This window comes from Gimesia chilikensis, from assembly GCF_007744075.1.
In the GTDB taxonomy this organism is placed as follows: Bacteria; Planctomycetota; Planctomycetia; order Planctomycetales; family Planctomycetaceae; genus Gimesia; species Gimesia chilikensis_A.
Map to the genome: position 1 here is coordinate 1,777,547 of NZ_CP036266.1, position 22,239 is coordinate 1,799,785.

Annotated in this window: 16 protein-coding genes and 1 tRNA gene; 2 read left to right on the forward strand and 15 right to left on the reverse strand. The window is 52.2% G+C overall.

Going from position 1 to position 22,239, the window contains the following annotated elements; translation table 11 throughout:
* Positions 1 to 7: 7 nt before the first annotated feature.
* On the reverse strand, positions 8 to 589 hold the full coding sequence (locus HG66A1_RS06820) for an ECF-type sigma factor (protein WP_145181436.1): 582 nt from the start codon (positions 587 to 589) through the stop codon (positions 8 to 10).
* An 810-nt stretch (positions 590 to 1,399) separates the two neighbouring features.
* Between HG66A1_RS06820 and glpQ the strand changes: the two genes are divergently transcribed.
* Positions 1,400 to 2,410, forward strand: coding sequence for a glycerophosphodiester phosphodiesterase (gene glpQ / locus HG66A1_RS06825; protein WP_145181437.1), 1,011 nt, complete (start codon positions 1,400 to 1,402; stop codon positions 2,408 to 2,410).
* Between the two features lie 169 nt (positions 2,411 to 2,579).
* Here glpQ and HG66A1_RS06830 read toward each other — a convergent pair whose 3' ends face one another.
* Together HG66A1_RS06830 and HG66A1_RS06835 are read right to left on the reverse strand one after the other, a co-directional pair.
* Positions 2,580 to 3,128 carry a hypothetical protein gene (locus HG66A1_RS06830; RefSeq protein WP_145181438.1) on the reverse strand — a complete coding sequence of 183 codons (549 nt, stop codon included), beginning with the start codon at positions 3,126 to 3,128 and terminating at the stop codon, positions 2,580 to 2,582.
* A gap of 348 nt (positions 3,129 to 3,476) precedes the next feature.
* Positions 3,477 to 3,550 (reverse strand) — tRNA-Pro (locus HG66A1_RS06835).
* A gap of 446 nt (positions 3,551 to 3,996) precedes the next feature.
* Here HG66A1_RS06835 and HG66A1_RS06840 point away from each other — a divergent pair.
* A complete protein-coding gene (locus tag HG66A1_RS06840; RefSeq protein WP_232105033.1) occupies positions 3,997 to 4,431 on the forward strand; it encodes a PEGA domain-containing protein in 435 nt (144 codons plus the stop codon).
* A gap of 6 nt (positions 4,432 to 4,437) precedes the next feature.
* Here the strand turns inward: HG66A1_RS06840 and HG66A1_RS06845 are convergent, their stop codons facing one another.
* The 12 genes from HG66A1_RS06845 to HG66A1_RS06900 all read right to left on the reverse strand — a co-directional run bounded on the left by HG66A1_RS06845 (position 4,438) and on the right by HG66A1_RS06900 (position 22,107).
* Entirely contained in the window at positions 4,438 to 5,280 is an 843-nt protein-coding gene (locus HG66A1_RS06845; protein WP_145181440.1) for an alpha/beta fold hydrolase, read from the reverse strand.
* Between the two features lie 34 nt (positions 5,281 to 5,314).
* Positions 5,315 to 6,988 carry a sodium:solute symporter family transporter gene (locus HG66A1_RS06850; RefSeq protein WP_145181441.1) on the reverse strand — a complete coding sequence of 558 codons (1,674 nt, stop codon included), beginning with the start codon at positions 6,986 to 6,988 and terminating at the stop codon, positions 5,315 to 5,317.
* A gap of 31 nt (positions 6,989 to 7,019) precedes the next feature.
* The gene (locus tag HG66A1_RS06855) at positions 7,020 to 8,054 is read right to left on the reverse strand and encodes a succinylglutamate desuccinylase/aspartoacylase family protein (protein WP_145181442.1); all 1,035 of its coding nucleotides are present in this window, start codon (positions 8,052 to 8,054) and stop codon (positions 7,020 to 7,022) included.
* A 42-nt stretch (positions 8,055 to 8,096) separates the two neighbouring features.
* Complete coding sequence (locus HG66A1_RS06860; RefSeq protein ID WP_145181443.1) at positions 8,097 to 9,215, reverse strand: mandelate racemase/muconate lactonizing enzyme family protein; 1,119 nt, start codon at positions 9,213 to 9,215, stop codon at positions 8,097 to 8,099.
* A gap of 54 nt (positions 9,216 to 9,269) precedes the next feature.
* A complete protein-coding gene (locus HG66A1_RS06865; RefSeq protein WP_145181444.1) occupies positions 9,270 to 10,667 on the reverse strand; it encodes a DUF1501 domain-containing protein in 1,398 nt (465 codons plus the stop codon).
* Between the two features lie 12 nt (positions 10,668 to 10,679).
* Entirely contained in the window at positions 10,680 to 14,060 is a 3,381-nt protein-coding gene (locus HG66A1_RS06870; RefSeq protein WP_197997011.1) for a PSD1 and planctomycete cytochrome C domain-containing protein, read from the reverse strand.
* A gap of 14 nt (positions 14,061 to 14,074) precedes the next feature.
* Positions 14,075 to 14,695, reverse strand: a complete 621-nt coding sequence (locus HG66A1_RS06875; RefSeq protein ID WP_145181446.1) for a GntR family transcriptional regulator — start codon at positions 14,693 to 14,695, stop codon at positions 14,075 to 14,077.
* 694 nt (positions 14,696 to 15,389) lie between these two features.
* Positions 15,390 to 16,850: a glycosyltransferase family 2 protein gene (locus HG66A1_RS06880; protein ID WP_145181447.1), complete on the reverse strand. Its 1,461-nt coding sequence runs from the start codon at positions 16,848 to 16,850 to the stop codon at positions 15,390 to 15,392.
* A gap of 172 nt (positions 16,851 to 17,022) precedes the next feature.
* Positions 17,023 to 19,149: a serine/threonine-protein kinase gene (locus HG66A1_RS06885; RefSeq protein WP_145181448.1), complete on the reverse strand. Its 2,127-nt coding sequence runs from the start codon at positions 19,147 to 19,149 to the stop codon at positions 17,023 to 17,025.
* 18 nt (positions 19,150 to 19,167) lie between these two features.
* A complete protein-coding gene (locus tag HG66A1_RS06890; protein ID WP_145181449.1) occupies positions 19,168 to 19,782 on the reverse strand; it encodes an RNA polymerase sigma factor in 615 nt (204 codons plus the stop codon).
* Between the two features lie 523 nt (positions 19,783 to 20,305).
* On the reverse strand, positions 20,306 to 20,785 hold the full coding sequence (locus HG66A1_RS06895) for a MarR family winged helix-turn-helix transcriptional regulator (protein WP_145181450.1): 480 nt from the start codon (positions 20,783 to 20,785) through the stop codon (positions 20,306 to 20,308).
* 161 nt (positions 20,786 to 20,946) lie between these two features.
* Entirely contained in the window at positions 20,947 to 22,107 is a 1,161-nt protein-coding gene (locus tag HG66A1_RS06900; protein ID WP_197997012.1) for a xylose operon transcription regulator XylR, read from the reverse strand.
* Positions 22,108 to 22,239: the final 132 nt, after the last annotated feature.

Genomic DNA, 22,239 nt, shown 5'->3' on the forward strand with positions numbered 1-22,239 from the left:
GGTTTTTTTAAAACTTTTTGCTGTTTGCGAGTCCGCCCTCGATTTCCCGTCGCAACCAGGCTCGAGCAAACGCCCAGTGACGCCCTGCGGTACTGGGTGAAATTCCCAGGACCTCTGCAGCTTCAGTAGTTGTAAGTCCTGCGAAATAAGTGAGTTGTACCAGTTCGGCTATATCGGGGTACTCGTGGGAGAGTTTCTGCAGGGCTTCATCGAGGGCCAGTAAATCTTCCAGCGGCTCGGGCAGTTCAGGCGGCAGCTGTTCATGAAATTCCTGTCGCTGAAATTCGCCACCACGTTTCAGACTGCGTTTGCGACGTGCATTCTCAATCAGTATGCGGCGAATCGCGATAGCCGCTGCACCGAAGAAATGCCCCCGGCTGTTCCATTGCTCGGGACTCGATCCGCCTAGAAGTCGTAAATAAGCCTCATGGACGAGCGCCGTGGGTTGGAGAGTCTGCCCGGGCTGTTCGTGGGCCAGGTGGTTTGCTGCGAGCTTGCGAAGTTCATCATAGACGATTGGCAGCAGACGATCGGCTGCCTGGGAATCCCCCGAGTCTATGGCCTGTAGAATCTCTGTGAATTCAGTCATGACAGATGCTTTATTCAATCTCTCCATGAGGGGCAGCGCATGCAAAGCTATTATGATTTAATTCTACTTCTGTGGACAAACGAACGCCAGAGTCGATTCGTAAATGCAGTCTGGTTTTCAGATCTTGAGGGTTCCCGCTGCAGATGAATTCAGTGCGACAGGTTCATCTCGGAGCGACGGAGGCCATTGGATAAAATCCGCAGTCAACCGTAAGCCAGTGAGTCGCGAGTGGCTGAGACTGGTGCTCCTTGCTGAAGAAGATTTTGAGGAAGGGCGCGGGGAGGTCAAGTGGGATTTTGCTTTGTGTTTTCTGTGAATGCCTCTGAGGTTCCTACGAGTTTGTTTGAATGTGCTCTGAATATGCTCCGAAATGATTTGAAAATGTACGAGATAAAACGAACCGGTCCAGAATGTTCCGCTGAACAACTGGAAAAATCGACGGCGATTCAGGTGATGCTGAGTGACTTGTGCGCGGTGTTTCGGTGCACGCATCATCCGCCTCGCGCGCGAAGCACAATTACACAACAATACGATTCGGAAAGTGCGGATCAAGTTCAGTCTGTTCAGACAATGGTGGCAGATGAGAGCTCTCAAAGTACACGCGAATAGAGTGGCCCGGGATGGTCTGTTAGAAATAACATGTGCGTTTGGTGAGGATTTCGTGAGGGGATGATGAAGATTGGGGCTGTTCGAGAGAAGAAGATACAGCAGCTTGATTGGCTGATTCGTCACTGTTACGATCGCGCGGCAGGCGCGGTCGGATGCCTGCGATTGCCGTTTCAACGAAGTTCTCTTTTCAGGTCTGTCTCTATGAAAGCTGTCTGTTTCTGTCTTGCTCTGTTAATGATTCCCGGTTCGCTGTGGGCCGATGAACATCACGTGTTTGCCCACCGCGGTGCGAGCGGTTATCTACCGGAGCACAGCCTGCCTGCGAAAGCGATGGCTTATGCCCAGGGAGCGGATTTCCTGGAGCAGGATGTTGTGCTCACGAAGGATAATGTGCCGCTGGTGTTGCACGATACTCATCTGGATGGGATTACGAATGTGGCCGATAAGTTTCCGGAACGGAAGCGAGAAGACGGACGTTACTATGCCATCGATTTCACGCTGGCCGAGATTAAGCAGCTCAACGCCACCCAGCGTTTCAAACGCAAGACCGGCAAGCCTGTCTATGCAGAGCGGTTTCCCTTGGACGGGTATACTTATCAACTGCATACGCTGGAGGAAGAGATTCGTTTCATCCAGGGTCTGAATTTGAGTACGGGCAGGAATGTGGGGCTGTTCACCGAAGTCAAGAAGCCGAGCTTTCATCAGCAAGAGGGGCGTGATATCGCGAAAGCGGTGTTTGATGTACTGACCCGCTACGGCTATGGGACGGATGAAAAATCTGCCTGCTGGGTTCAGTGTTTTGAACTGGGGACCCTGAAACGGTTCCGTAAGGAGTTCGGCTGGAAGGGGCACCTGATGATGATCTATTCCGGCGGCAAGCCCGGGCCGGATGGTTCTGATTACGATGCACTGGCCACGGCGGCAGGTCTCAAACAATTGTCGGAAACAGTAGATGGCGTTTTTCCGAATCTGCCAAGGGTGGTGACCTGGGACAAGAGTGGGGAGGCAAAGTGTAGCGATTTCACAAAGGAAGCTCACGCTGCGGGGCTGCGTGTGGTGACGGGGGTTGTCAGAAGCGATGATCTGCCGAAAAACTGTCCCTCGGTGGCGGCGCTGCATGAGGCGTTATTCAACCAGGCCGACGTGGACGATGTCTGCACGGACTTTCCTGATCTGAGTGTGCAGTGGTTGAAAGCACAGCAGGCTGATTGAGGTAGGGCATTGTTCCTGTTGACGCGGTGGTGCGCCTGCCTATAAAGAACAACAGCCGGGCGGAATTGACCGCAGCCGGCTGTTGTGTGAGTTGTCAATCGCGATAGAGCGGCGGCGAAAGCCTGTCTTCGTTGCCCAGATCAATTCATTGTTCGATGGATTGGCAGGTTCAGGGATTGAAAGCAACTGAACCATCTGGATCAATTTTTACAACGGTCTTGGATGAAAAAGGACCGTACTCATGTCCTTCAATAATGATACCACTATTCGTTAATTCATAGGTTGCGCCTCCAGGCAGTTCAACAAAATGAGTTCCACCGTCGTTTGTTGACTCCTTTATAGCTCGACCAGGGAAAAAATACAGCACCCCGTTTTTCATAACTGCACTATCGGCGAGGCCAGTTGACTCTGATGGAGAGCCATTGACCAGAAAAGTTCCATCTGGTTTAAACAGTACCTCGTCGCCAGCATTGACTTCGCCATAGCTCTTGCCCATGACAACCAGTTGATGATTCCTCAATTCACCCCATATGCCTTCAATTTCGAATACCGCTCCATTTTCCAACTCCTCAGCTTTGCTTACGGTTAAATTGGCAGGTACCAGGAACTTGATATTGCTCAGTGTGATTTGCTGTGTATTCTGCCTCTCTCGGGTGTTACAAGCCGAAAGAAAAACTGAGCAGGAGATGGACATGACTAACAGACGAAATGGATTCATATTTTTACCTTTCACGAGCATTGGACGGAGGATCGTGAATAGCAGTCGTGAGGCACTCACTCCGATACGTTTCGGAGTCATACATACCTGCGTCTGTCACTGTTCATTGTGAGGGTTTCGCGTTCTTCTGACAAAGGAATTATCCTATTCTGCCAAATCGTTCTCTCAAGCTTTAGCAGCGGGGTACTATTTTGAAAAAAATGAAGCTTAATTCAGATATCGGTTGTTATAAATTCAATGCCAGGAATCAAAGGCACTTTTCAAATCAGAGGGAATCAAGATCAGATCGGATGAATACGTAAAAAAAGCTCAGCGCCAGAACGACGTTGAGCTTTTTATGAAACGAAGTCGGGACGACAGGATTTGAACCTGCGACCTCTACACCCCCAGTGTAGCGCGCTACCAGGCTGCGCTACGTCCCGATGTTGTTTTCGACGGTCGGCATAGGGCTCGACAATCGATAACTTAATAGTGATGAGCACTTTATCGCACGACCGCGCGAGAAATTCAAGATAACCGGGGCACTTCCCCGGCTTTGTCTCAAAAAAAATTGCCGATATTCGCTAAAAGTGCGATTCAACGGGCCTGCTGACTGTTTAGAAACAGAGTCGAGGGGCGAGGTTCGTGGATTTCGATTATTTTACTATCGAAACTGTGTTTCTGTAAGTGTCATTAAAATAATGGTTTACGGGGAATGCCTTTGTCAGGAACTGTTAAAATTTGTCTTGGCAGGATTGGGGAAGAAAAGTAGAATCCCGCTCTTCATTCAGGAATCTACCCTGAATCTGTCTGCAAATGTTGTCCTGTCGAAAGTTTCGTCTCAAGGTCCATGTCCGACCCTGTCAATACACTCCGTGCGAGAGCCGCTGTGCCGCGATTCAGATTTGCATCGGTTGATGTGAAGCGTGGATCGCTGTTTGCGCTGTTACTGCTGCTGGCAGCGGTGCAGACCGGGTGCGTGCATCGCCGGATGACAATTCGTTCGGTTCCGTCCGGGGCGCTGGTCAAAGTGGACGGGGAAGAAATCGGTTATACGCCGGTCTCGATGGATTTTACCTATTACGGGACCCGCGAGATCACACTGACCAAAGATGGTTATGAAACGCAGTCAGTGATGCAGAAGGTGCGGACGCCCTGGTATCAGTGGATGCCCCTGGACGCGGTGACGGATAACCTGCTGCCCTTTGAAGTCACGAACCGGCACGAGTTCACTTATCAGCTGCAGCCCAAAGTGGTGGTGCCGACGGAAGAGTTGTTGAACCGCGGTAATATGTTGCGCAGCGAAACCCAGATCGGTCAGTGACCGGGGTTATTGCGCCGGTTTGTCTTTCTTGCTAATGGCCCGCTGGATGACGAATTCCAGGATTGCGCGGCTGTCCTCATAGCTGGTCTTGTGGCCTTCGTTTGGACGGTCGATCAGCAGGACCTCTCGGTTGAGTTGTTTCAAGATATTGATCAGTCGGCGGGCACTGTCCGGGGGGACGCTGGTGTCTTTTCCGCCGACTGAGATGCTGAGGGGCATCGTCAGTTTTTCGGGCCAGTATTCGGAGCTCCGCTTTTTAAATTCTGCGGGGATCTGCTGCTTGGTGCCCCCGAAGGAGGCCTGGATGGCGGGCTGAAAATTATTGTACTCCAGATGGTTGGCGGTGGGGTTCATCGCGGCGACGCCGGCGATAAGTTCCGGATGCAGAGCTGCGAAGGTCAGGCTGGATGAGCCTCCCATCGAGCCGCCACAGAGGAAGACCTGGTCGATCTGATATTTCGACTTTAATTCCTCGATGATCTGCTGGAGATCGGCTTCTGCCTTCGGACCCATCCAGGATGTGCGGGCACGGTAATCGGGGGAGACGTAGATCAGATTATACTGGCGGGCGATGTCGCGAGACGCCCGGCATTCGCCCCGGGGATCTTTGACGAACTGCCAGCGGTCGGAACCGTGTCCGTGCAGGGCGATGAGCAGCGAGTGGGGCTTTTCAGTTGAGAACTGTTCCGGGAGCAGCAGGACGTAACGCTGTGTCGTCTGATCACAGCGGGCGGTGAATTCGATGTCGAGGGGCACTGGTTTCTGCGGGGACGGATCAGCGGCATGCCCCGGGTAGACGAACAAGGCGATCAGCAGGGGGATGAACGATAATCTGTAGAAGAGTTGCATGGGGGAGTCCCGAGTATTTTCCTGTAGTGGCGGCTTACCAGAAGAGTCCAAATATGATCCAGCAGGAGAAGGCGATTAATAGAATCGCGTACCAGTTGGGGTTGAGGTATTGGGGAACCGGCTTATAAAAGGGTGACTCTTTGACGGCCAGCAGTTCCTGGCGGCTTTCGGAGAGCCAGTCATGTTTTTCTGGTGAGGCGGGTGTCTGCAGTTCCAGTTGCTGTTCCGGCTTGAGCCAACCCCATTTAAGGGTGGCGGCGAGCATGGCGAGTGTGGTGATGATCATTGAGCAGGGGAACGCGTACCAGACTTCCGTCAACCAGGGGCTGAACAGCGGTTCGTCGACCAGCACGCGGTCGATGAAGCCAATCAGGCCGAACAGGGAGCCGGCACAGAGGCCAACCAGCCCACTTTGACGCGGGACGCGAGTCAGAACGCCTACAATATAAACGGTAAATAATGGCGTCACAAAAACAGGAATCAATGTGCGGAAGGCCTGAATCATGTTGTCATAACGGGCGATGAAAGGAATATAGAGGAAGCCCATCAGCAGAATTCCGATGGTCGCCCAGCGGGTGGCTTTCAGGTAATGGGCTTCGGTGGCGTCGGTTTTGATCCAGCGGGCGTATATGTCGCGGGTGAACAGGGCCGAAAGGGCGGATCCAATGGAATCGAAAGTGCTGATAGCGGCCGAGAGAATGCCGGCGACAACGAGACCTTTGAAGCCGGAAGCGAGATACTGATTAGCGAAATGCGGTAATAACTGATCGGCTTCGGAGTGAGTTGTGAATTCGGGAACCAGGACGCGGCCCATGACTCCCATCAGGGTGGTGCCGATCATGATGGGCATGATCAACAGGCAGCCGAAGAGGGTCGCCATTTTCATGTCCCAGAGTGAGCGGGCTCCCATGAGCCGCATGGTCTGCGTGTGATTGACGGTGTAGTAGCCCATGCCGATGATGGTCCAGCCCATGACGATCAGATAGGGGGAAGTGGAATTCTCATCCTGAAACTGACCGATGTGGAGCCAGTTGATCAAAGGTTGCCCGCTGGCATCGGTGGACTGCGAGAGGTTGTCGACTATCGTCGACCAGCCTCCGGTGGCGGACCAAACGGCGTAGAATATGGTGATGCCGCCGGCCATCATGATCAGGCTCTGCAGGGCATCGGTCCAGACGACGGAAGTGAGTCCGCCCCAGGTGGTATAGGCGGCGGTGAAGATGACCAGCAGGGCGATGAGCGTCCAGCATTGCGTGGGAGTGAAGTCGAGGAGTCCCTGCAGCATGAGATAAATAGACCAGATCATCAGGCCGAGCATACTGGTGCGGTACTGAATCTGAATCAGGGCGCTGAAGACGCGAATGGATTTACCAAAGCGGGTTTCCAGGTATTCGGCGTTGGTGTAGAAGCCGCCACGATAGAGAACCGGGACCACGACGAACGAGGCCAGGACCGCACCGCAGACACTGGCGAGGGTGAAAGCGGTGATGATGTGCATGCCATGGTTAAAGGCGTAACCGGTGAGGGAGACAGCATCGGCATTGTCGACACTGGTGGCAAAGATCGAGAGCCCCAGCCCCCACCAGGGGAGCGAGCGTCCGCCTAGGAACCAGTCGCTGCTGGATTTCGTACTGCGGGCGAGGTAAAAGCCAAAGGCGATCACCGCGCCATTCAGTAAAAAGACGATGAACCAGTCCAGACCTGTCATGCATGTCTTCCCGTGGTGGAGAAACAGGAGGTTATTCGAACGTTTTCAGTACAGCAGGATCCACATCATGGGCAAGACAGAAGAGGATGTCCCCCTGGCTGGTTAAGGTGGGACCGCGGTGGGCGATCGCGATGCCATCTGAGGGGGCTTCGATGATTGTCGGTTCGCGGTCCGGGCGTTCGAGGAAATAGAGCCCTCCCAGAGGCTGTCCCGCAGAGACATCGGCTCCGACATCGACGAAACTTTCAAACAGGCCGGACTCAGGAGCGAAGATATAGTCGTCGGCGTCGAGAGCCTGAATCCAGCGGGTGGGAGCCAGGCCGAGGTCGGCGCGGCTTTGTTCCTCTCCCTGCAGGACCTTGAGGTGGATCAGGACATTGTGCAAACCGGACTGAGTCGTGCGGTGCACGCTGGCCGGAGTCACTTCGCCGCCACCCATTTCGGTGGTGACGACGGTTTTGCCCATGTTTTCGGCTTCGACGGGCAGGAGCCCTTTGCCGGCGATGTCGGCGTAAAGGAATGCGAAATCGGTGTTGTAAGCGAGTGTGGCCTGAGCCATACGGCGGCGCTGTTCGAGATCATCGACCAGGTGCAGGTGGGCACAGGGATAAAAGTAAACGCCGCGTCCGCCGGTGTGCAGGTCGATGACGACATCAACCCGCGGAAAGATTTCCGTGGTGAGGTAGTGGGCCATGATTTCGGTGATGGTGCCTTCCGCGTTTCCGGGAAAACAGCGGTTGAGGTTTTTGCCATCCAGGGGGGAGAGTCGCGTGGCTGCTTTGGCGGCGGGGATGTTGATCGCGGGGATGAAGATGATGCGGCCGGAAATCTGTTCCAGCTGCAGGGTTTTCATCAGTTTCATAATGGCGATGGGGCCGGGGTATTCGTCTCCGTGATTACCGGCCATGAGGAGTACGGTGGGGCCATCGCCGTTGGCCATGGTGGCGATGGGAATCTGCAGTTGTGACCAGCCGCTCAAGTTGTAAGAGAAAGGGATATTGAGCGTACTCCATTGAGTACCGGGCTGTTCAAAGTCGATCTGCGTACGAATGGGGGTTTGTGTCATGTTGTGGTCTCAGTCTGGTCTGGGGAAGAGTGAGGGGGGACACTATTTCGATTCTGAAACAATATGAGCGGCAACGAATTCTTCATTGAGCGTGACGCCAAGCCCCGGTTGATCGGGAACCTGAATAATGCCGTTTTCGGCCTGGACTTTTTCGTAGGTCAGCTCGTTGCGGATTGGTTCGTCTTCGACGCAGTCTTCAAAGATAAAGGCATCTTTGCAGGTAGCCAGCCAGTGCAGCGAGGCAGCGACGGTGATGGGGCTGGTGTAACAGTGATTGCAGGGACGGGCACCAATGTCGGAAATCCGCTGTTTCAGATAGGAGGCTTCGGTGAAGCCGTTACGGGCGAGGTCGATCTGGTAGACATCAAGGGCTCGCTGTTCAATGTAGGGGCCGAAGGATTCGCGCCCGCATTCTTCTTCGCCAGCAGCGATGGGGACGGGGGAGCGATCTTTGAGCCAGGCATAGCCGGCGACATCATGAGGGAAGAGTGGTTCTTCGAGCCAGCCGATATTGTAATCGGCGAAGGCGTTGGCCCGCTGCAGGGCGGTTCTGGCATCCCAGACACAGCCAGCGTCGATGAGCAGAGTGCCGTCTCCCATGCCTTCACGGGCTCCCGCTACCAGTTCGATGTCGAGTGCCTCCGACTCTCCCATCGGTTCCCAGCCGAACTTGACGGCGGTGTAACCGTTTTCGATCCAGCGCTGGGCGATGTCGCAGGTTTCCTGGCCATCTTTGCCGAACAGAATTGAAGCGTAGGCACGGAATTCACTGTGATGGGCGCCGCCGAGCAGGCGATGAATCGGTTCGCCGAAGTGTTTGCCTTTGAGGTCCCAGAGGGCCATGTCGATCGCGGCCATCGCGGTGATGGTGACACCGGTGCGGCCGAAGTACATGGTGTGGCGATACATTTTCTGCCAGAGGCGTTCAGTTTCCAGCGGGTTTTCGCCGATCAGGAGCTCTCTTAATCCGCAGGCCACGTTGTGGCTGTAAGGGGCGTCGATGATGGCTTTGACCACTTCGGGAGAGGAGTCGGCTTCGCCAATCCCTTCCAGGCCGTTGTCAGTTTTAATGCGGACGAGAACCGAATCCTGGCAACTGGCGGTTTTATTGGTGACGGAACCTGAGCGGAGGATCTGGCAGACGATTTGTTCAATTTTCATGGAGATGAGATGCCTTAACTGAAAGGAGAATGATTCTCTAAATGGATGATTGTGTTATGAGATAATTTCTTTGACGACGCGTCCGTGCACGTCGGTCAGACGGAAGTCGCGACCTGCGTAACGGTAAGTGAGCCGTTCGTGATCGATACCGAGCAGGTGCAGCATGGTGGCATGCAGGTCGTGCACATGAACCTTATTTTCAGAGGCCGCGAAGCCGGTTTCATCGGTGGCGCCATGTACGTGTCCTCCTCGGACGCCTCCACCGGCCATCCACATGCTGAAACCGTAATGATTGTGATCGCGTCCATTCATCGCGGGAAGTTCCGCGACCGGAGTACGGCCGAATTCGCCTCCCCAGAGTACGAGTGTGGAATCGAGCATGCCCCGCTGTTTGAGGTCCCTTAGAAATGCGGCGATGGGCTGGTCCCACTGCCCGCAGAGGCGTTTCAGATTCTTTTCAATTCCACTGTGATGATCCCATTCTTGTCCGCCACTGTGCCAGACCTGGATGAAACGGACTCCCTGTTCGAGCAGGCGGCGTGTCATCAGTAACTGGCGGCCCTGGAGACCGTCGCCGTACATTTCGTGAATGTGTTTCGGTTCTTTGGAGAGGTCAAGCACATCCGAAGCAGCGAACTGCATGCGATAAGCGAGTTCGAAAGATTGGATGCGGGCTTCGAGCAGGGGATCGTGTCCGCGTTGTGCGAGGTGCCGCTGGTTGAACTGCTGCAGCAGATCGAGCTGACGTCGCTGACGTTCCGGTTTCTGTGGGTTGTTGATGTTTTCAATCAGACGTGTGACGTCGGTCTCTTTCGTGTCCAGATGAGTTCCCTGAAATGAGCCTGGCAGAAATGCGGATCGCCAGTTTTTGGGGCCGACGACAGGAAAACCGTTGGGGCAAAGCACGACGAAGCCGGGCAGATTTTCATTGAGCGTTCCCAGACCATAATTGACCCAGGATCCAAAACTGGGGCGGGGCAGGGCGTTATCGCCACAGTTCATGAGTAAGAGTGAAGGCTCATGATTGGGAATATCAGAGTGCATGGAGCGGATGACACACATGTCGTCGATATGGGCGGCTGTTTTCTGGAACAGTTCGCTGACTTCGATACCGGATTCACCAAATTTATGAAACTGGAAGGGAGAACCCAGTGCGCCGGCGGTTTTGCGTTCCGTGGGTAGATTAGGGTTGGGCAGTGGTTTGCCATGAAATTTCTTCAGCAGCGGCTTGGGGTCGAAAGTATCGACGTGGGAGGGGCCGCCATTCATAAACAGATGCACGACCTGTTTGGCCCGGGCAGGATGGTGGCGGGTGACGGAAGCGGTCTGTTTTGCTGCCTGCAGGCTTTCCTGAGAGGTCAGACCAGCGAGAGCGAGCATCCCCATCCCCATGCCGGAGCGGGTCAGCATTTCGCGTCGTGTCAGGAACGGGTTATGGCTGAACTGATGCATGATCGTACCGCTCTAATCTATAAACTGAAATTCGTTGGATAACAGAAGAATCTGTGCCAGGCTTTGCCAGGGGGTAATCCGGACCGGTTCCGGTTTTCTGAAATCCCGGGAGTAGTTCCACTGGCGTGCTGGTGTCTGCTCTGTTTTTTTACCGGAGGTAGCCGTGAGCGCCAGCGATTGTGTTTTGATTTCGGGAGACCAGGCAAAGGAGTCGAAGCCGAGCTGTCCAGCGATGTCGACCACGAAATCGATAGTCTGACCTTGTTTGAGCTGGATCTTCTCAAGGTTGGTGTCGACCGATTTCTGGTGGAGTGTCCAGGGACCGAGGACTTTCTTACCCGCGATGAGCACGCGACCCCGGACACCATTACCCTGGGGGAGTTCATGGGACAGTTTGCCGTGCAGGGAGACGGTCATCGTCTCGGGGGCCCGCCAGCGGATGACGGCGACATGCTGCATGTCATTCCCGGGATGGCCACCCGTGTTGTCTAAAAAGACCCAACCGATTTTAGGGTCGGGGAGCTTGTTTCCGCCCTGATACTGTTTTCCGTTCCAAAAGGGAAGTGATTTGAAATTGGACAGGGTCTCTGTTTTTTCGTCGTAGGCTCCGTAGCCGTATTCCCATTCTGCGATTACAGGTGCTGGCGGAGATTCGACCTGGTCTGATTCCAGGAATTGCTGCATTGCCTGTAATTCATCGGAAGTCGGTTCGCGTTGCAGAATTGACTGAAATAATTGCCGGATGCCTGCCTGGGAATCTGGTGACTTGTGTGCCTGTTCTCCCAGAATGCGGGCGGCATTCAATACGAGGGGATGGTTCATGAGGAACAGAGACTGCCCGGGAACCGAGGTGGAATTCCGCGCACCGCTGCTGACATCCGGTGAAGGGAAATCAAAGGTACGAAGCAGCCCGGGAACGTTCTGACGATCGATGAACGTATATAAGGTTCTGCGTTTGTTGGCAGTGGCTGCGATGCCTCGGACGGATTTGCCTCCCACAGTCAGATTGAGCTGGTGGCTGACCTGCAGCAGGGTATCGCGCATCGTTTCGAAATCCTGCCGTCTGCGATTCATGCGCCAGAGAAGTTTGTTGGCGGGATCTCGTTTCTCGCCGGCAACGTTGGAGCGGCTCTGCTGCTGATACGTGGCGGAGGACATGATATAGCGGTGAAGTTGTTTGATGGACCAGTCGTGCTGCATGAACCAGCGGGCCAGGTGATCGAGCAGTTCGGGGTGGCTGGGTTTAGCACCCTGGATGCCGAAATCACTGGGAGTGGAGACGAGCCCCTGTCCGAAATGATGCTGCCAGACGCGATTGACGATCACGCGGGCAGTCAGTGGATTCTCAGGCGAAATAATGGCCTGTGCCAGTTCGAGTCTCCCGCTGCCTTGGGAAAATGGCTCTGCTGAAACCTGATCAAAAAAGTGCAGATAACGGCGGGGAATTGCCTGGGCCGGCATGCCGGGGTTGCCGCGTTTGAAGACGCGGGGTTCGATGATCTGTTTTGCATCCTGGAGTGCCAGCATCTGAGCCAGTTCCGCGGGCGCTGCCGCGCGGGCCTGATCGAGCGCGTCGTTCAGTTCTTTGACTTTCTGCTGTTGTTTTCGATCCGGGAAGAGACGCAGCACCGTGTATCCGTGCAGCGGCATGACCAGCGGGGAGTGCGGACTGTAAAAGGCGTTCAAAACATCTGTACTGGCTTCAGGAAATGGCTGGGAGGTTTTCTGTTGCCCCGGTCTGGCAGCCGTCACGATTCGCGTGTCCCATGCCTGATCAATCTGTTTGAACAGACTTGCATAGCCGCGAATGACATCTTCAAATGTCTGCGGACTCTGTTTCAGCAAATGGTCTGCGATCAGGCGTTCCGTTGGACTGGTTTTCTGATTCTGGACTGAGTGCTGCAGCAACTTGAGGGCTTGAGGCTGAAAGTCAGCGGCAGGAAGTTTTGCGAGTTTATGCCAGAGCGAGAATACGGGATCCTCACTTTTCTCGGAAAGGTCCAGGAATTCCTGCCAGAGCAGCAGGACTTCGGGGTTGAGGTCATCGCCGTCGACAATCACATCAAACTTGACAGTGTCCGGTCCGTTTCGCTGGGACTGGGCTACGGTCAGATACTCTGCGAGTCGCAGGTGCGTGTCCTCGAGAACTTTCTGATGTTTCTGCTGATAGAGCTGATTCAGTTCCTGAGCTGTCTGCTGAATCTTCTGCGCCTGTTCGGCCAGTTGAGGAGAGAGAGAATCCTGATCGCGGAAGGGGAGATCAATGGGCTGCAGTGAATTCCGAAAGACGCCATACAGCGAGTAGTAGTCTTCAATGCTGATCGGATCATATTTATGGTCGTGACAGCGGGCACAGCCGACGGTCAGTCCGAGAAATCCGCGGGTGACGACGTCGATGCGGTCCGAAATAATATCGTGGGTATCATTTTTGAAGCGGGGACCGACAGTGATGAAACCGAGGGCCGCTAATGTTTTGTGGGGCAGTTCATCTGTCAGATAGTCTGCTGCCAGTTGTTCGAGAACAAACTGGTTGAATGGCTTATCCTGATTGAAGCTGTCAATAACATAATCACGGTAGGTGAATGCATTATGAAAGGTGGGCTTTTCAAAAAAGACGTAACCTTTGGTGTCTGCATAGCGGGCGAGGTCGAGCCAGTGCCTGCCCCAGCGCTCGCCGTAATGGGGAGAGTCCAGTAATTTGTCGACTGTGGCTTGCGATGCCGTGGGGCTGAAGGAACTGGAAAATTGGCTGGTTTCTTCAAAACTGGGGAGCAGACCAGTCAGATCCCAGTGCATGCGTTTCAAAAGTGTAGCGGGATAGGCCGGAGGAGAGGGGGAGAGCTGTTCGGCTTCGAGTCGGGCAAGGATGAAATAATCGATATCGTTTTGAGGCCAACTGGTATTCTTGACGGCAGGTCGTGGCGGGTTCTGAATGGGTTGAAAGGACCAGTGCCGGGAGAAATCGACTGATTTCGTGTCAGCCAACCTGGCGGAATCAGGCCAGACTGCTCCCTGTTCAATCCACGTTGTGAGAACTTTGATTTCATCAGGAGAGAGTGTCCGATCGGGGGGCATCTCCAGTGATTCCCGTTTGACGGCGGAAATCAGCAGACTGTCTTCAGGTTGATTTACGACGATTGCGGGACCACTTTCCCCGCCTTTGAGCAGATGCTCACGCGAATCGAGGCGGAGTTCTGCAAACTGTTTTTTGGGGCCGTGGCAATCGATGCAATGTTTGAGGAGCAGGGGCCGCACGTGTTCTTCAAAAAAACGCATCCGCTCCACCTGTTGCGGTTTCTCCGATTCTGCACGACTTTCGTTCGCAAAGACACTGAGCAGAGACAGGCAGATCAACAGTATGAAGTGCGGCAATTTCGGAGATTGTTTCATCATGTAATTCATTTGATCTACTCAATATGATTTTCGATGATTTGCAGCGCCTCAGTCAGGCTCTGGTTTTTGAACGCTTCGATGATCGGCAGATGTTCCTCGTAGATCTGTAATGGATTCTTGTAGTTCAAATGTGCTTCGCGAAAATGTCGTCTGACGCGTGAAACGATGGCAGACCAGATTGCCAACAGGTCTGGTGAGTGGGAACGTGTTACCAGGGAGCGATGAAAGGCAATGTCATGCTCAGAAATCAGGGCGAAATCGCGGGCTTCGCATGCCTGCTTCATCTTCAGCAGGATGTTTTCCCAGACCTGAAAATCTTCCGCTGTGAGTTGATCAAAGAACAGTCGGACGGCATATTTTTCGATCGTACAGCGGAGTGGAATAATGAGTTCGGTAATTTCATCAGGGGCAGACGTTGCCACCATCGCTCCCCTGTTGCGGTCGGTTTCCAGAACACCTTCCCAGGTTAACTGTTGAATGGCTTCACGAATCGGACCGCGACTGACTGAAAACCGTCTGGCGAGTTCGGTTTCCCGCAGTCGTTCCCCCTCCGCGATTCTACCAGAAAAGATGTCTTCTCTGAGTCGCTCAACGATCTGCTCGCCGAGGCCTCTGACTAACTGTAAATCATTCATATATTATACCTGCTAACCGAAACAGAGGTTCTAGTCTGGGCTATGACTCTTGAGAGCAGAGCTTGTTGGCAGTGATCTGCATCTAAAATGCACCGCATCACAGGTTGTCTTTTGTAAATTGTTAACAATATATTGTCAAATAAAAAGCTGGTACGTAATTCACTTTCAAAGAATTCAATGTTGAAAAGTGTAAATAAAAATATATATGGCAATATGTATATTTTTTTCGTGCGTGAATGACAAATCCGATCGGATTAGAGAATCGCAACCCAGGCGAGAGTCGATGTCTATAAATTTAGACACTGTCACGGAAGTTGAGAAAAGTGTTTATATTATTGTATTTACGTTGGGGGAATTATTGATCCCAGACAGTATTTGATTCGTTATTGACAGACAGGAGCGGTTTGTGTTCAAATAAACCTATAGGGTTCGTAAGAACAGTTTTCTGCTTATTTCAGAAAAACCTTCCAATTTTCTGATCATTTTCCGGAAGATTGTCCGGTTACATTCCTATATGACAGTAGAGGGTGTTATTCATTTTTGTGAAAACAAAATGAACTAATCACGAAAGACACGGGCTCACTTGCTTACTAAGCACACATCGTAGGGGACTAGTGCCTGCTTCCTATTTTGTGTTGTGAGCTCGTGTTTTTCTATTTCGTGACTCTTATTTCTCCGGCCGTACTAGAGATGCTCAATAGAGAATGTTCTCCGGCGTCTGAACGTGTCCGCAGTGCACTGAGGGGAGCATCAGTATTTCACCATTTTCACGCTTGAGCTGCGCGCACCAGGCCCAGTCATGGGCAGGCGAATCTCGATAGTGGCTACGCCAGTATTTTGGCGTGCGATCTTTCCAGTACATGAGGCAACCTGTACCACAATAGTCGACCGACGTGATTTTGTCGCCCAGTTCTTTAAAAGCTTTGACGATATGTTCTTCATCAAAATAACCGCCTACAAACTGTGACTCGACATGCCGACTGCGGTAACAGCCTGAGACTGCATTCGGCGGGACCCAGCCTGTCGTCAGGTTTTCAGTTAGCTCTTTTCCTGCTTCGAGGGGGATCAGAATATCATCTTCAATGATCCAGTGGATCTCACCTTTCATTTCTGCTTTGAGTCGATTGCAGGCATGGGCCATGAACTGGGCCACCTTGTTTCTTCTGTCACGCTCAGTCGTGTGGTGATATTTAACCGGATGTGGCACGACTCTGATTGACTCAAAAATATTGAGATAGCGGTAGGCTTCTCTTCTGATTTGTTCGAGTGTACGTGGGTTGTTGGAGTTGTCCAGTAGAACCAGTTCAACCGGTTCCTGTGAGTTGATCAGTTTGACCGCCTGAGCAACCGCTGACATCCACTGGGGAAAGTAGTCGACCAGGCGGCCGCTGATGATCGATCCTACGCTGAGTCGGGTGCAGATCTGTCTCATGCGGGGGAGCATCGATTCCTGGCGTTCCTCTTTTTTGGTTTGAATGTTGGCAGACCAGGATCCGGGGTGTTGGCGGTAGAGCAGCACAGCCTGACTTTTCGCTGGTGTACCCAGGCGAGCACCGCGGAGGGCCAGGTCCCAGTCCCACATGGTGTTGATTTTGTTACGCCACCCGCCTGCGGTTTCGAATGCGTGGCGATTCCATAAAGCAGAGGTGTTCACGAAATTTCGTAACCACAGGCGTCCGTCGTCCCATTCGGGAGCATCCCAGAATGTTGAAAAGGCCCCAAATGCTTCGGCAGAACCATATACGAAGGGAGTCTCGGGAGTAATGGCGTCCAGATGCTTCTGGACATAGTCTGCCTGCAGAACGTCATCACCGTCCAGGAATAACAGATAATCTCCTTTTGCAAATGAGGCACCGCGATTCCGTGCTTCACAAACCCCCCGGTGAAACTGCGAGCGAATCACCTGTAGCCCCTGATCCTGGTATCGACCGGCAATTTTGAGGGAGTTGTCAAAACTGCAGTCGTCAACATAGACGACTTCACATTCCACACTTTGATTTAATGCAGACTCAATTGCTTCTGCCAGAAATGGTCCATTGTTCCGCGCCGCGATTACGATGCTGACCAGACTCTGTTCCGGATCTGCCTGGAACTTTGTCTGATTTTCCAATTGTTCTACGCGCGCAGATTTTGGCCAGACTGCATTACCTACCATCGATTTAGCCCTTTTGAATTAGAATCTGAAAACACAAACCAGATTGAAGTATTCAGAAGGGGACCGGAGGGTCAAGATTAAGATGCCGGTTTAAAAGGCCAGATGGTGACCATATATGAGGTGGTGCTGCAAGGATTTTTCAGCTGAACAAGGTGGTCTCAGAGAGGGAAATTTAATATGAAAGTACAGTCGCATTATGCAAACTGTTTTTAATTTCCTGAAAACCAGCTTCAGTCACCTTGGATTCTTTGAGGTGAAGCTTATCCATACTGTGCAGTTGTTTGAGTGCAGGTATTGAGGCGTCGGAGGTGTTGGTGTCTTCCAGGTTCAACCAGTTCAGAGCAGGATTGGTCTGCAGAAACTGCAGGCCTTTATCAGAGACGTTCAGGCGAGCCAGGTTGACTGATACCAGATTTTGGAGATCAGCGAGATGCTGCATACCCTGGTCCGTCAATTTGGGGTTTTTGTGAATTGAGAGATTGGTAAGATTTTTCAGGCTGCTGACAACTGCCAGTTCAGCATCAGTTATTCCCGTGCTATGCAGGTCCAGTTTCATTAGAGAGAGCATACCCTCCAATGGCTGCAGCGATCCGGCAGTGATCCGGCAATTGAACAAGTTAAGCTCTTCCAGTCTAGAGAGACCTTTGAGGGGAGCCAGCAGTTCGGGAGTGATGGGCTGGGGTTTGAAATCAATTCGTGTGATGGAGAAATCGTGATTGGGGAGCGACTCAATCTGATTGATGGATTTGTTCTCACCAGAGACCCAAAGCACGCAGCGATGATTCAGGAACCAGACTGCAGCTTTTCTTTCCAGTTCCGCATTGATAGCAGGTAGAATCACTGGAGCAATACCGGCTGTTTGGGTGGTCTTGTTGTCCGCCGTTGTGGAGGGCACATCGGGCTTGTTAAGCCAGATCAGTGCACCAGCCACTCCCAGTGCACAGGCGATGAAAATAGATGAACTGACCATTCTCTTTCGGAGAGGTGCGGATTCTCCCAGCTGTCTGTATTGAGTGGTCGCCGTTTGTTGCAGTGCTTCGATTGCAGGGGAGAGCCTTGCGTTCGTGCATAATTGTTTCAGTTCCTGAGACTCCGTGAACCGGGTTTCCGAGGATTCGCTGAGTGGTAGCTCCGATCGCTGATACAGAAAGTGATCGAGAATCTCCACAACTTCTGCCATTGTCTGAATCCGCTCTTCCGGATCTTTTTTCATCATGGACTGAAAGAGATCTTCAATTTCAGGAGGTATGTTCGGAATGGGAACTCGCAGATGTGGCGGTGGGGTCTCGCGATGAGCAATAATCGTTTCGAGTTGTGATGTCTTCTTGAACGGAGGCCGGCCAGTAAGCATCTGATAGAAAGCGCAGCCCAGACTGTAAATGTCTGCACGGTGGTCGATATTTTTGACGTTTTGTGCCTGCTCCGGGGCCATGTAATAGACACTGCCCATGATGCAGTTGCTGTCGGTCAGATCGCTGCATTCCCCCTGCTTCAGTCCGGCCAGTCCGAGGTCAAGAATCTTGACCTGACCGTCGGAGGTCAGAAACAGATTGGAGGGTTTGATATCTCTGTGGATCAGTTGATGGTTATGGATGTACTGCAGACCATTTGCGACCTGCCTCAGGATGTAACAGGCGGATGAGAGAGGGATTGTTTTTTCCGCATTCAGGATGGATTTGACATCGTGGCCGTCCAGGTACTCCATCACCAGAAAGCAGGTCCCGTCGATCTCTCCTGCGTCTGTAGCTTTGACAATGTTGGCATGATCCAGGCTGCCGATCACTTCCATTTCGCGGTAAAACCGTTGAACCTGGGTCTCGTCATCGACGCGATTATTCAGGATCAGTTTCACAACGACCTGTTTTTTGAGATGTGAGTGTGTGGCACGGTAGACGGCTCCCATGCCGCCTTTCCCAATCTGTTCAATGAGATGGTAATTCCCAATGGTTCTGATGGGGGCTTCATCCGGCAGGGGCAATGTCGATGTCGCATTGGCAGCCGGCTGGTCTGATGCCTTGTTGCTGCGACTCCCGGATTGATGAATGGAGGAAAATGTGGAGCGAAAAAGTTTATCGATCCGTTCGTCGGTAAATGCGTGTTTCTCTGCGGGCTCTTCCTGGGCCTGTTGTCGATGGCAGTTATGCCAGACTTTGAGTTCATCGTCTTCTGACTGGATCTCAATTCGTTTCTGGCAACTGCCGCACTCGTTGAGGTGCTCAGAATAGCGCTGTAAATCTTCGCCATTCAGGTCATGCACGAGGTATTGGTGAATTTGATTATCCGAGAGGCAATTTTCCATGAAGAACTCAAGATCTGCTTACTTCTGGAATACGACGCTATCAAAGGAAAGACGTTTGATTTCCTCTTTCAGTTTCTGTTGAACCAGGAACTTGGCTTTGTAAATCCAGTTCGGATCAACGTCCAATTCTATCGCCACTGCTTTGGTAGGGGAATCCTGAATCCAGGTGAGTTCAAACGCGCGCCAGGTTTTTTCGTCAAATTGCGGGCGGATTGTCTCCAATGCGGTTTCATAAATATGGCTGCAGAATTCATCAGACCAGACACCATCAATTTCGCCGGGGTGCTTATTAATGAACTCTTCCAGTTCGCTTTTTCCCGTCTGGTGTTGAACCCGCTGGTTCTTTTTCCAGAACCGGCAGATTTCGTGGTAGGTGACCGTGCCCAGCCAGGAACGAAAACGGCCCAGCTTTCTGTTGTACTCGAATGAGTTCAGGGATGTGCTGATCTGGCGAAAGACTTCCTGGCAGACATCCTCGGCGTCGGTATCATTCAGCCGCTTTTTTCGGCAGTAATTATAGATCAGAGGCCCGTAGATTTTTACAAACTCCCGCCACGCTTCCGCATCCGTATGCAGGCGGACACGGTTCAGGAGCGTGATATGTGTCGAAGGCCATTCAGTGCCGTAGTTCATTTGATGGCGTTCCTTACCGATCACCTTACAACCTCAACAATAACAGTGGTCAAACGCTGATTGCAATCGATTGGTTATTGCAGGGAGTCAACTAAGTTCAGGAAGGCAGATGTATCAGAGATACATTATTCACTGTACTCAAACTGCTTAAGGAATGGAATAAAATTATCCAGTAGTAATCAGACAATCCAGTATTATCTGGAGTTCATAAAAATCTCTGAATATGATCGTCAGAACTGGCGCATACCTTCCCCGTGATAATATAACTACCTTTAAAAAAGAGATCTGATTCAGAGAATTCAGATTATTGGCAAAAAAGTCAAAACTTGTGCAGGCATCGGCTATGCATAGCTTGCTAAGCAAGTACGGAACTCCTGACTCCCACATTGTTTAGAGGGGGAGGACCGTTTCGAGATGTGAGAACAAATCTGACCAGGCCCGAATGTTAAGTCAGGAGATTTGACATTGCCTGGAAAGTGACGGCAGCTTTACATTACGAACCGCAAAGCAGGTCAATTGAATTCTAATTGGCGGGAACCAGCGAGGTCCGTGCCTTTTCGAGAAGCCGAGAAAGTTCATTCAGTTCATTTTTACTCAAATGACCAATCAGTTTACGGTGCAATTCGAGATCCGGCTCGTCAATCTGTTTGAGCAGTTTGAGTGCTTTCGGTGTGATTTCAATGTAAACCACACGCCGGTCTTCTGTGCAGCGTTTGCGCTTGACCAGATCCTGAGCCTGCAGGCGATCCAGTAATCCGGTGATGGCGGGAACGACCTGTACCATTCGACTGGCAATTTCCAGTGAAGGCATGGGTTTACCTTCTCCGCGTAGAATGCGTAAAACATTATACTGAGAAGGGGTTAAGCCAAATTCCCGGAACAGTTTACCGAACTGGTTATGAAAAATATCGCTGGTTCGCAGGATATTTAAAATGGCTGCCTGTTCCAGGGAATCGAAAGGTTGCTTCTTTTTTAGCTCTTCTTGCAGATTGCTTTGCGCCATTTTTAGCCCTGATGTATGAGATGGAATCCGGCTATTTTATGGGTAAGTATTTGAGGCGTCAATAGCCTCTTATCGACTATCATTGATCTTATTCCAGTTAGAATTTCTCTAATCAAATTCCTGATTCTTCTGAAGCAATGATGAAATGAAGCAGATTCCCTCTAGTGTTGCGACTTCAGTCGAAACTCGGTCGGAGTACAGTTCTCATGCTGCTTGATGATCACACTCAGGTAGGCTGCACTGGAGAATCCAGACATGGCTGCTATCTGTTCGAGCGTAAAATCGGTGTCGATCAGCAATTGTCTGGCGCGGCGAAGACGTTCTTCCGCGATGATCTGGTGCGGCGTTTTTCCCACCAGTCTGGTGAAGCGACGTTCCAGGGAGCGCCGTGCCAGATTGACATGGCGGGCAATCAGTGAGACGCTGATTTTCGCACATGCATTGTGCCTGATAAATTCGAGGGCCGCTGCGATCGCGGGATCATCGACGGCGATGGTATCAGTAGAACGGCGGGGAATCAGCAGGCGGGGCGGGACCAGGATCGTTGAATCTGCGGTCTGTTCTCCTTTCATCAGGCGATCAAGCAGCGCTGCAGCCTGGTAACCAACGGCTTTCGCCTGATGGGCGATGCTGGTCAGAGGTGGGTCAACTGCCTCACAGAAGACATCGTCATCGTCCACTCCCACGACAGCCACCTGTTCCGGTACCGCGATATTACGCCGGCGGCAGGCATCCAGGACACAGAGCGCCCGCAGATCATGAGCTGCCATCAGTCCGACCGGCTTAGGAAGCGATTCCAGCCAGTCCCCCAGATCCTCTTGTCCTCCGTTCCAGCTCTCCACGAATCTCCTCCGTGAAAGCGGGGAGTAAATTTCACAACTGGCACCGAGTTGCGCTGCCTGTTCAGCAAATGCCTGTTGTCGACGAAGAGACCAGCTGGCCCGTTCCACACCCACATAGGCAAAATTTCTGAGATGCCGATCCTGTAAATGTTCGAATGCAATCCGGGCCAGTGCTGTATCATCAGAGTAAACTCCTGGCAGCCCCAGGTCGGAGATCTGCTGCAATGTGTCGACTACGGGAACATTGGCTGCTGACAGTCGTTCTGCCATCTGCCGTGAGCGGACGCGGGCAATGATACCGTCTCCCTCCCAACCATTCAGCCAGTCGGGTAAAGACGTCTCCGGTCCCCATTCATCTATGTAGACTGACCAGGGGCCATGGGTGCGTGAATAGCTCGAGATTCCCTGCAGAATTTCTCTGCCGAATGTTTTTGATGTTTCTATGAATATCGCCACCTGGGGGGCGGTACGGTTCTGCATTGCTGAATTCCGGTGTCGCAAAATTGAAAGTGAATGACGCATCACTGGATTGATTACGCCTCTCTGCCGAGGTTACACTGAAGTGATTATTCGATAATAAAGATTTTTAAAAAATGAGAACAGCCTGGAATC

Excerpts from the sequence above, each read along its gene's own strand:
- HG66A1_RS06885 (WP_145181448.1), bottom strand. The coding sequence starts at position 19,149 with ATGGAAAATTGCCTCTCGGATAATCAAATTCACCAATACCTCGTGCAT.
- HG66A1_RS06900 (WP_197997012.1), bottom strand. The coding sequence starts at position 22,107 with ATGCAGAACCGTACCGCCCCCCAGGTGGCGATATTCATAGAAACATCA.
- HG66A1_RS06880 (WP_145181447.1), bottom strand. The coding sequence starts at position 16,850 with ATGGTAGGTAATGCAGTCTGGCCAAAATCTGCGCGCGTAGAACAATTG.
- HG66A1_RS06875 (WP_145181446.1), bottom strand. The coding sequence starts at position 14,695 with ATGAATGATTTACAGTTAGTCAGAGGCCTCGGCGAGCAGATCGTTGAG.
- HG66A1_RS06890 (WP_145181449.1), bottom strand. The coding sequence starts at position 19,782 with ATGAACTACGGCACTGAATGGCCTTCGACACATATCACGCTCCTGAAC.
- HG66A1_RS06860 (WP_145181443.1), bottom strand. The coding sequence starts at position 9,215 with ATGAAAATTGAACAAATCGTCTGCCAGATCCTCCGCTCAGGTTCCGTC.
- glpQ (WP_145181437.1), top strand. The coding sequence starts at position 1,400 with ATGAAAGCTGTCTGTTTCTGTCTTGCTCTGTTAATGATTCCCGGTTCG.
- HG66A1_RS06870 (WP_197997011.1), bottom strand. The coding sequence starts at position 14,060 with ATGATGAAACAATCTCCGAAATTGCCGCACTTCATACTGTTGATCTGC.
- HG66A1_RS06845 (WP_145181440.1), bottom strand. The coding sequence starts at position 5,280 with ATGCAACTCTTCTACAGATTATCGTTCATCCCCCTGCTGATCGCCTTG.
- HG66A1_RS06855 (WP_145181442.1), bottom strand. The coding sequence starts at position 8,054 with ATGACACAAACCCCCATTCGTACGCAGATCGACTTTGAACAGCCCGGT.
- HG66A1_RS06850 (WP_145181441.1), bottom strand. The coding sequence starts at position 6,988 with ATGACAGGTCTGGACTGGTTCATCGTCTTTTTACTGAATGGCGCGGTG.
- HG66A1_RS06895 (WP_145181450.1), bottom strand. The coding sequence starts at position 20,785 with ATGGCGCAAAGCAATCTGCAAGAAGAGCTAAAAAAGAAGCAACCTTTC.
- HG66A1_RS06820 (WP_145181436.1), bottom strand. The coding sequence starts at position 589 with ATGACTGAATTCACAGAGATTCTACAGGCCATAGACTCGGGGGATTCC.
- HG66A1_RS06865 (WP_145181444.1), bottom strand. The coding sequence starts at position 10,667 with ATGCATCAGTTCAGCCATAACCCGTTCCTGACACGACGCGAAATGCTG.
- HG66A1_RS06830 (WP_145181438.1), bottom strand. The coding sequence starts at position 3,128 with ATGAATCCATTTCGTCTGTTAGTCATGTCCATCTCCTGCTCAGTTTTT.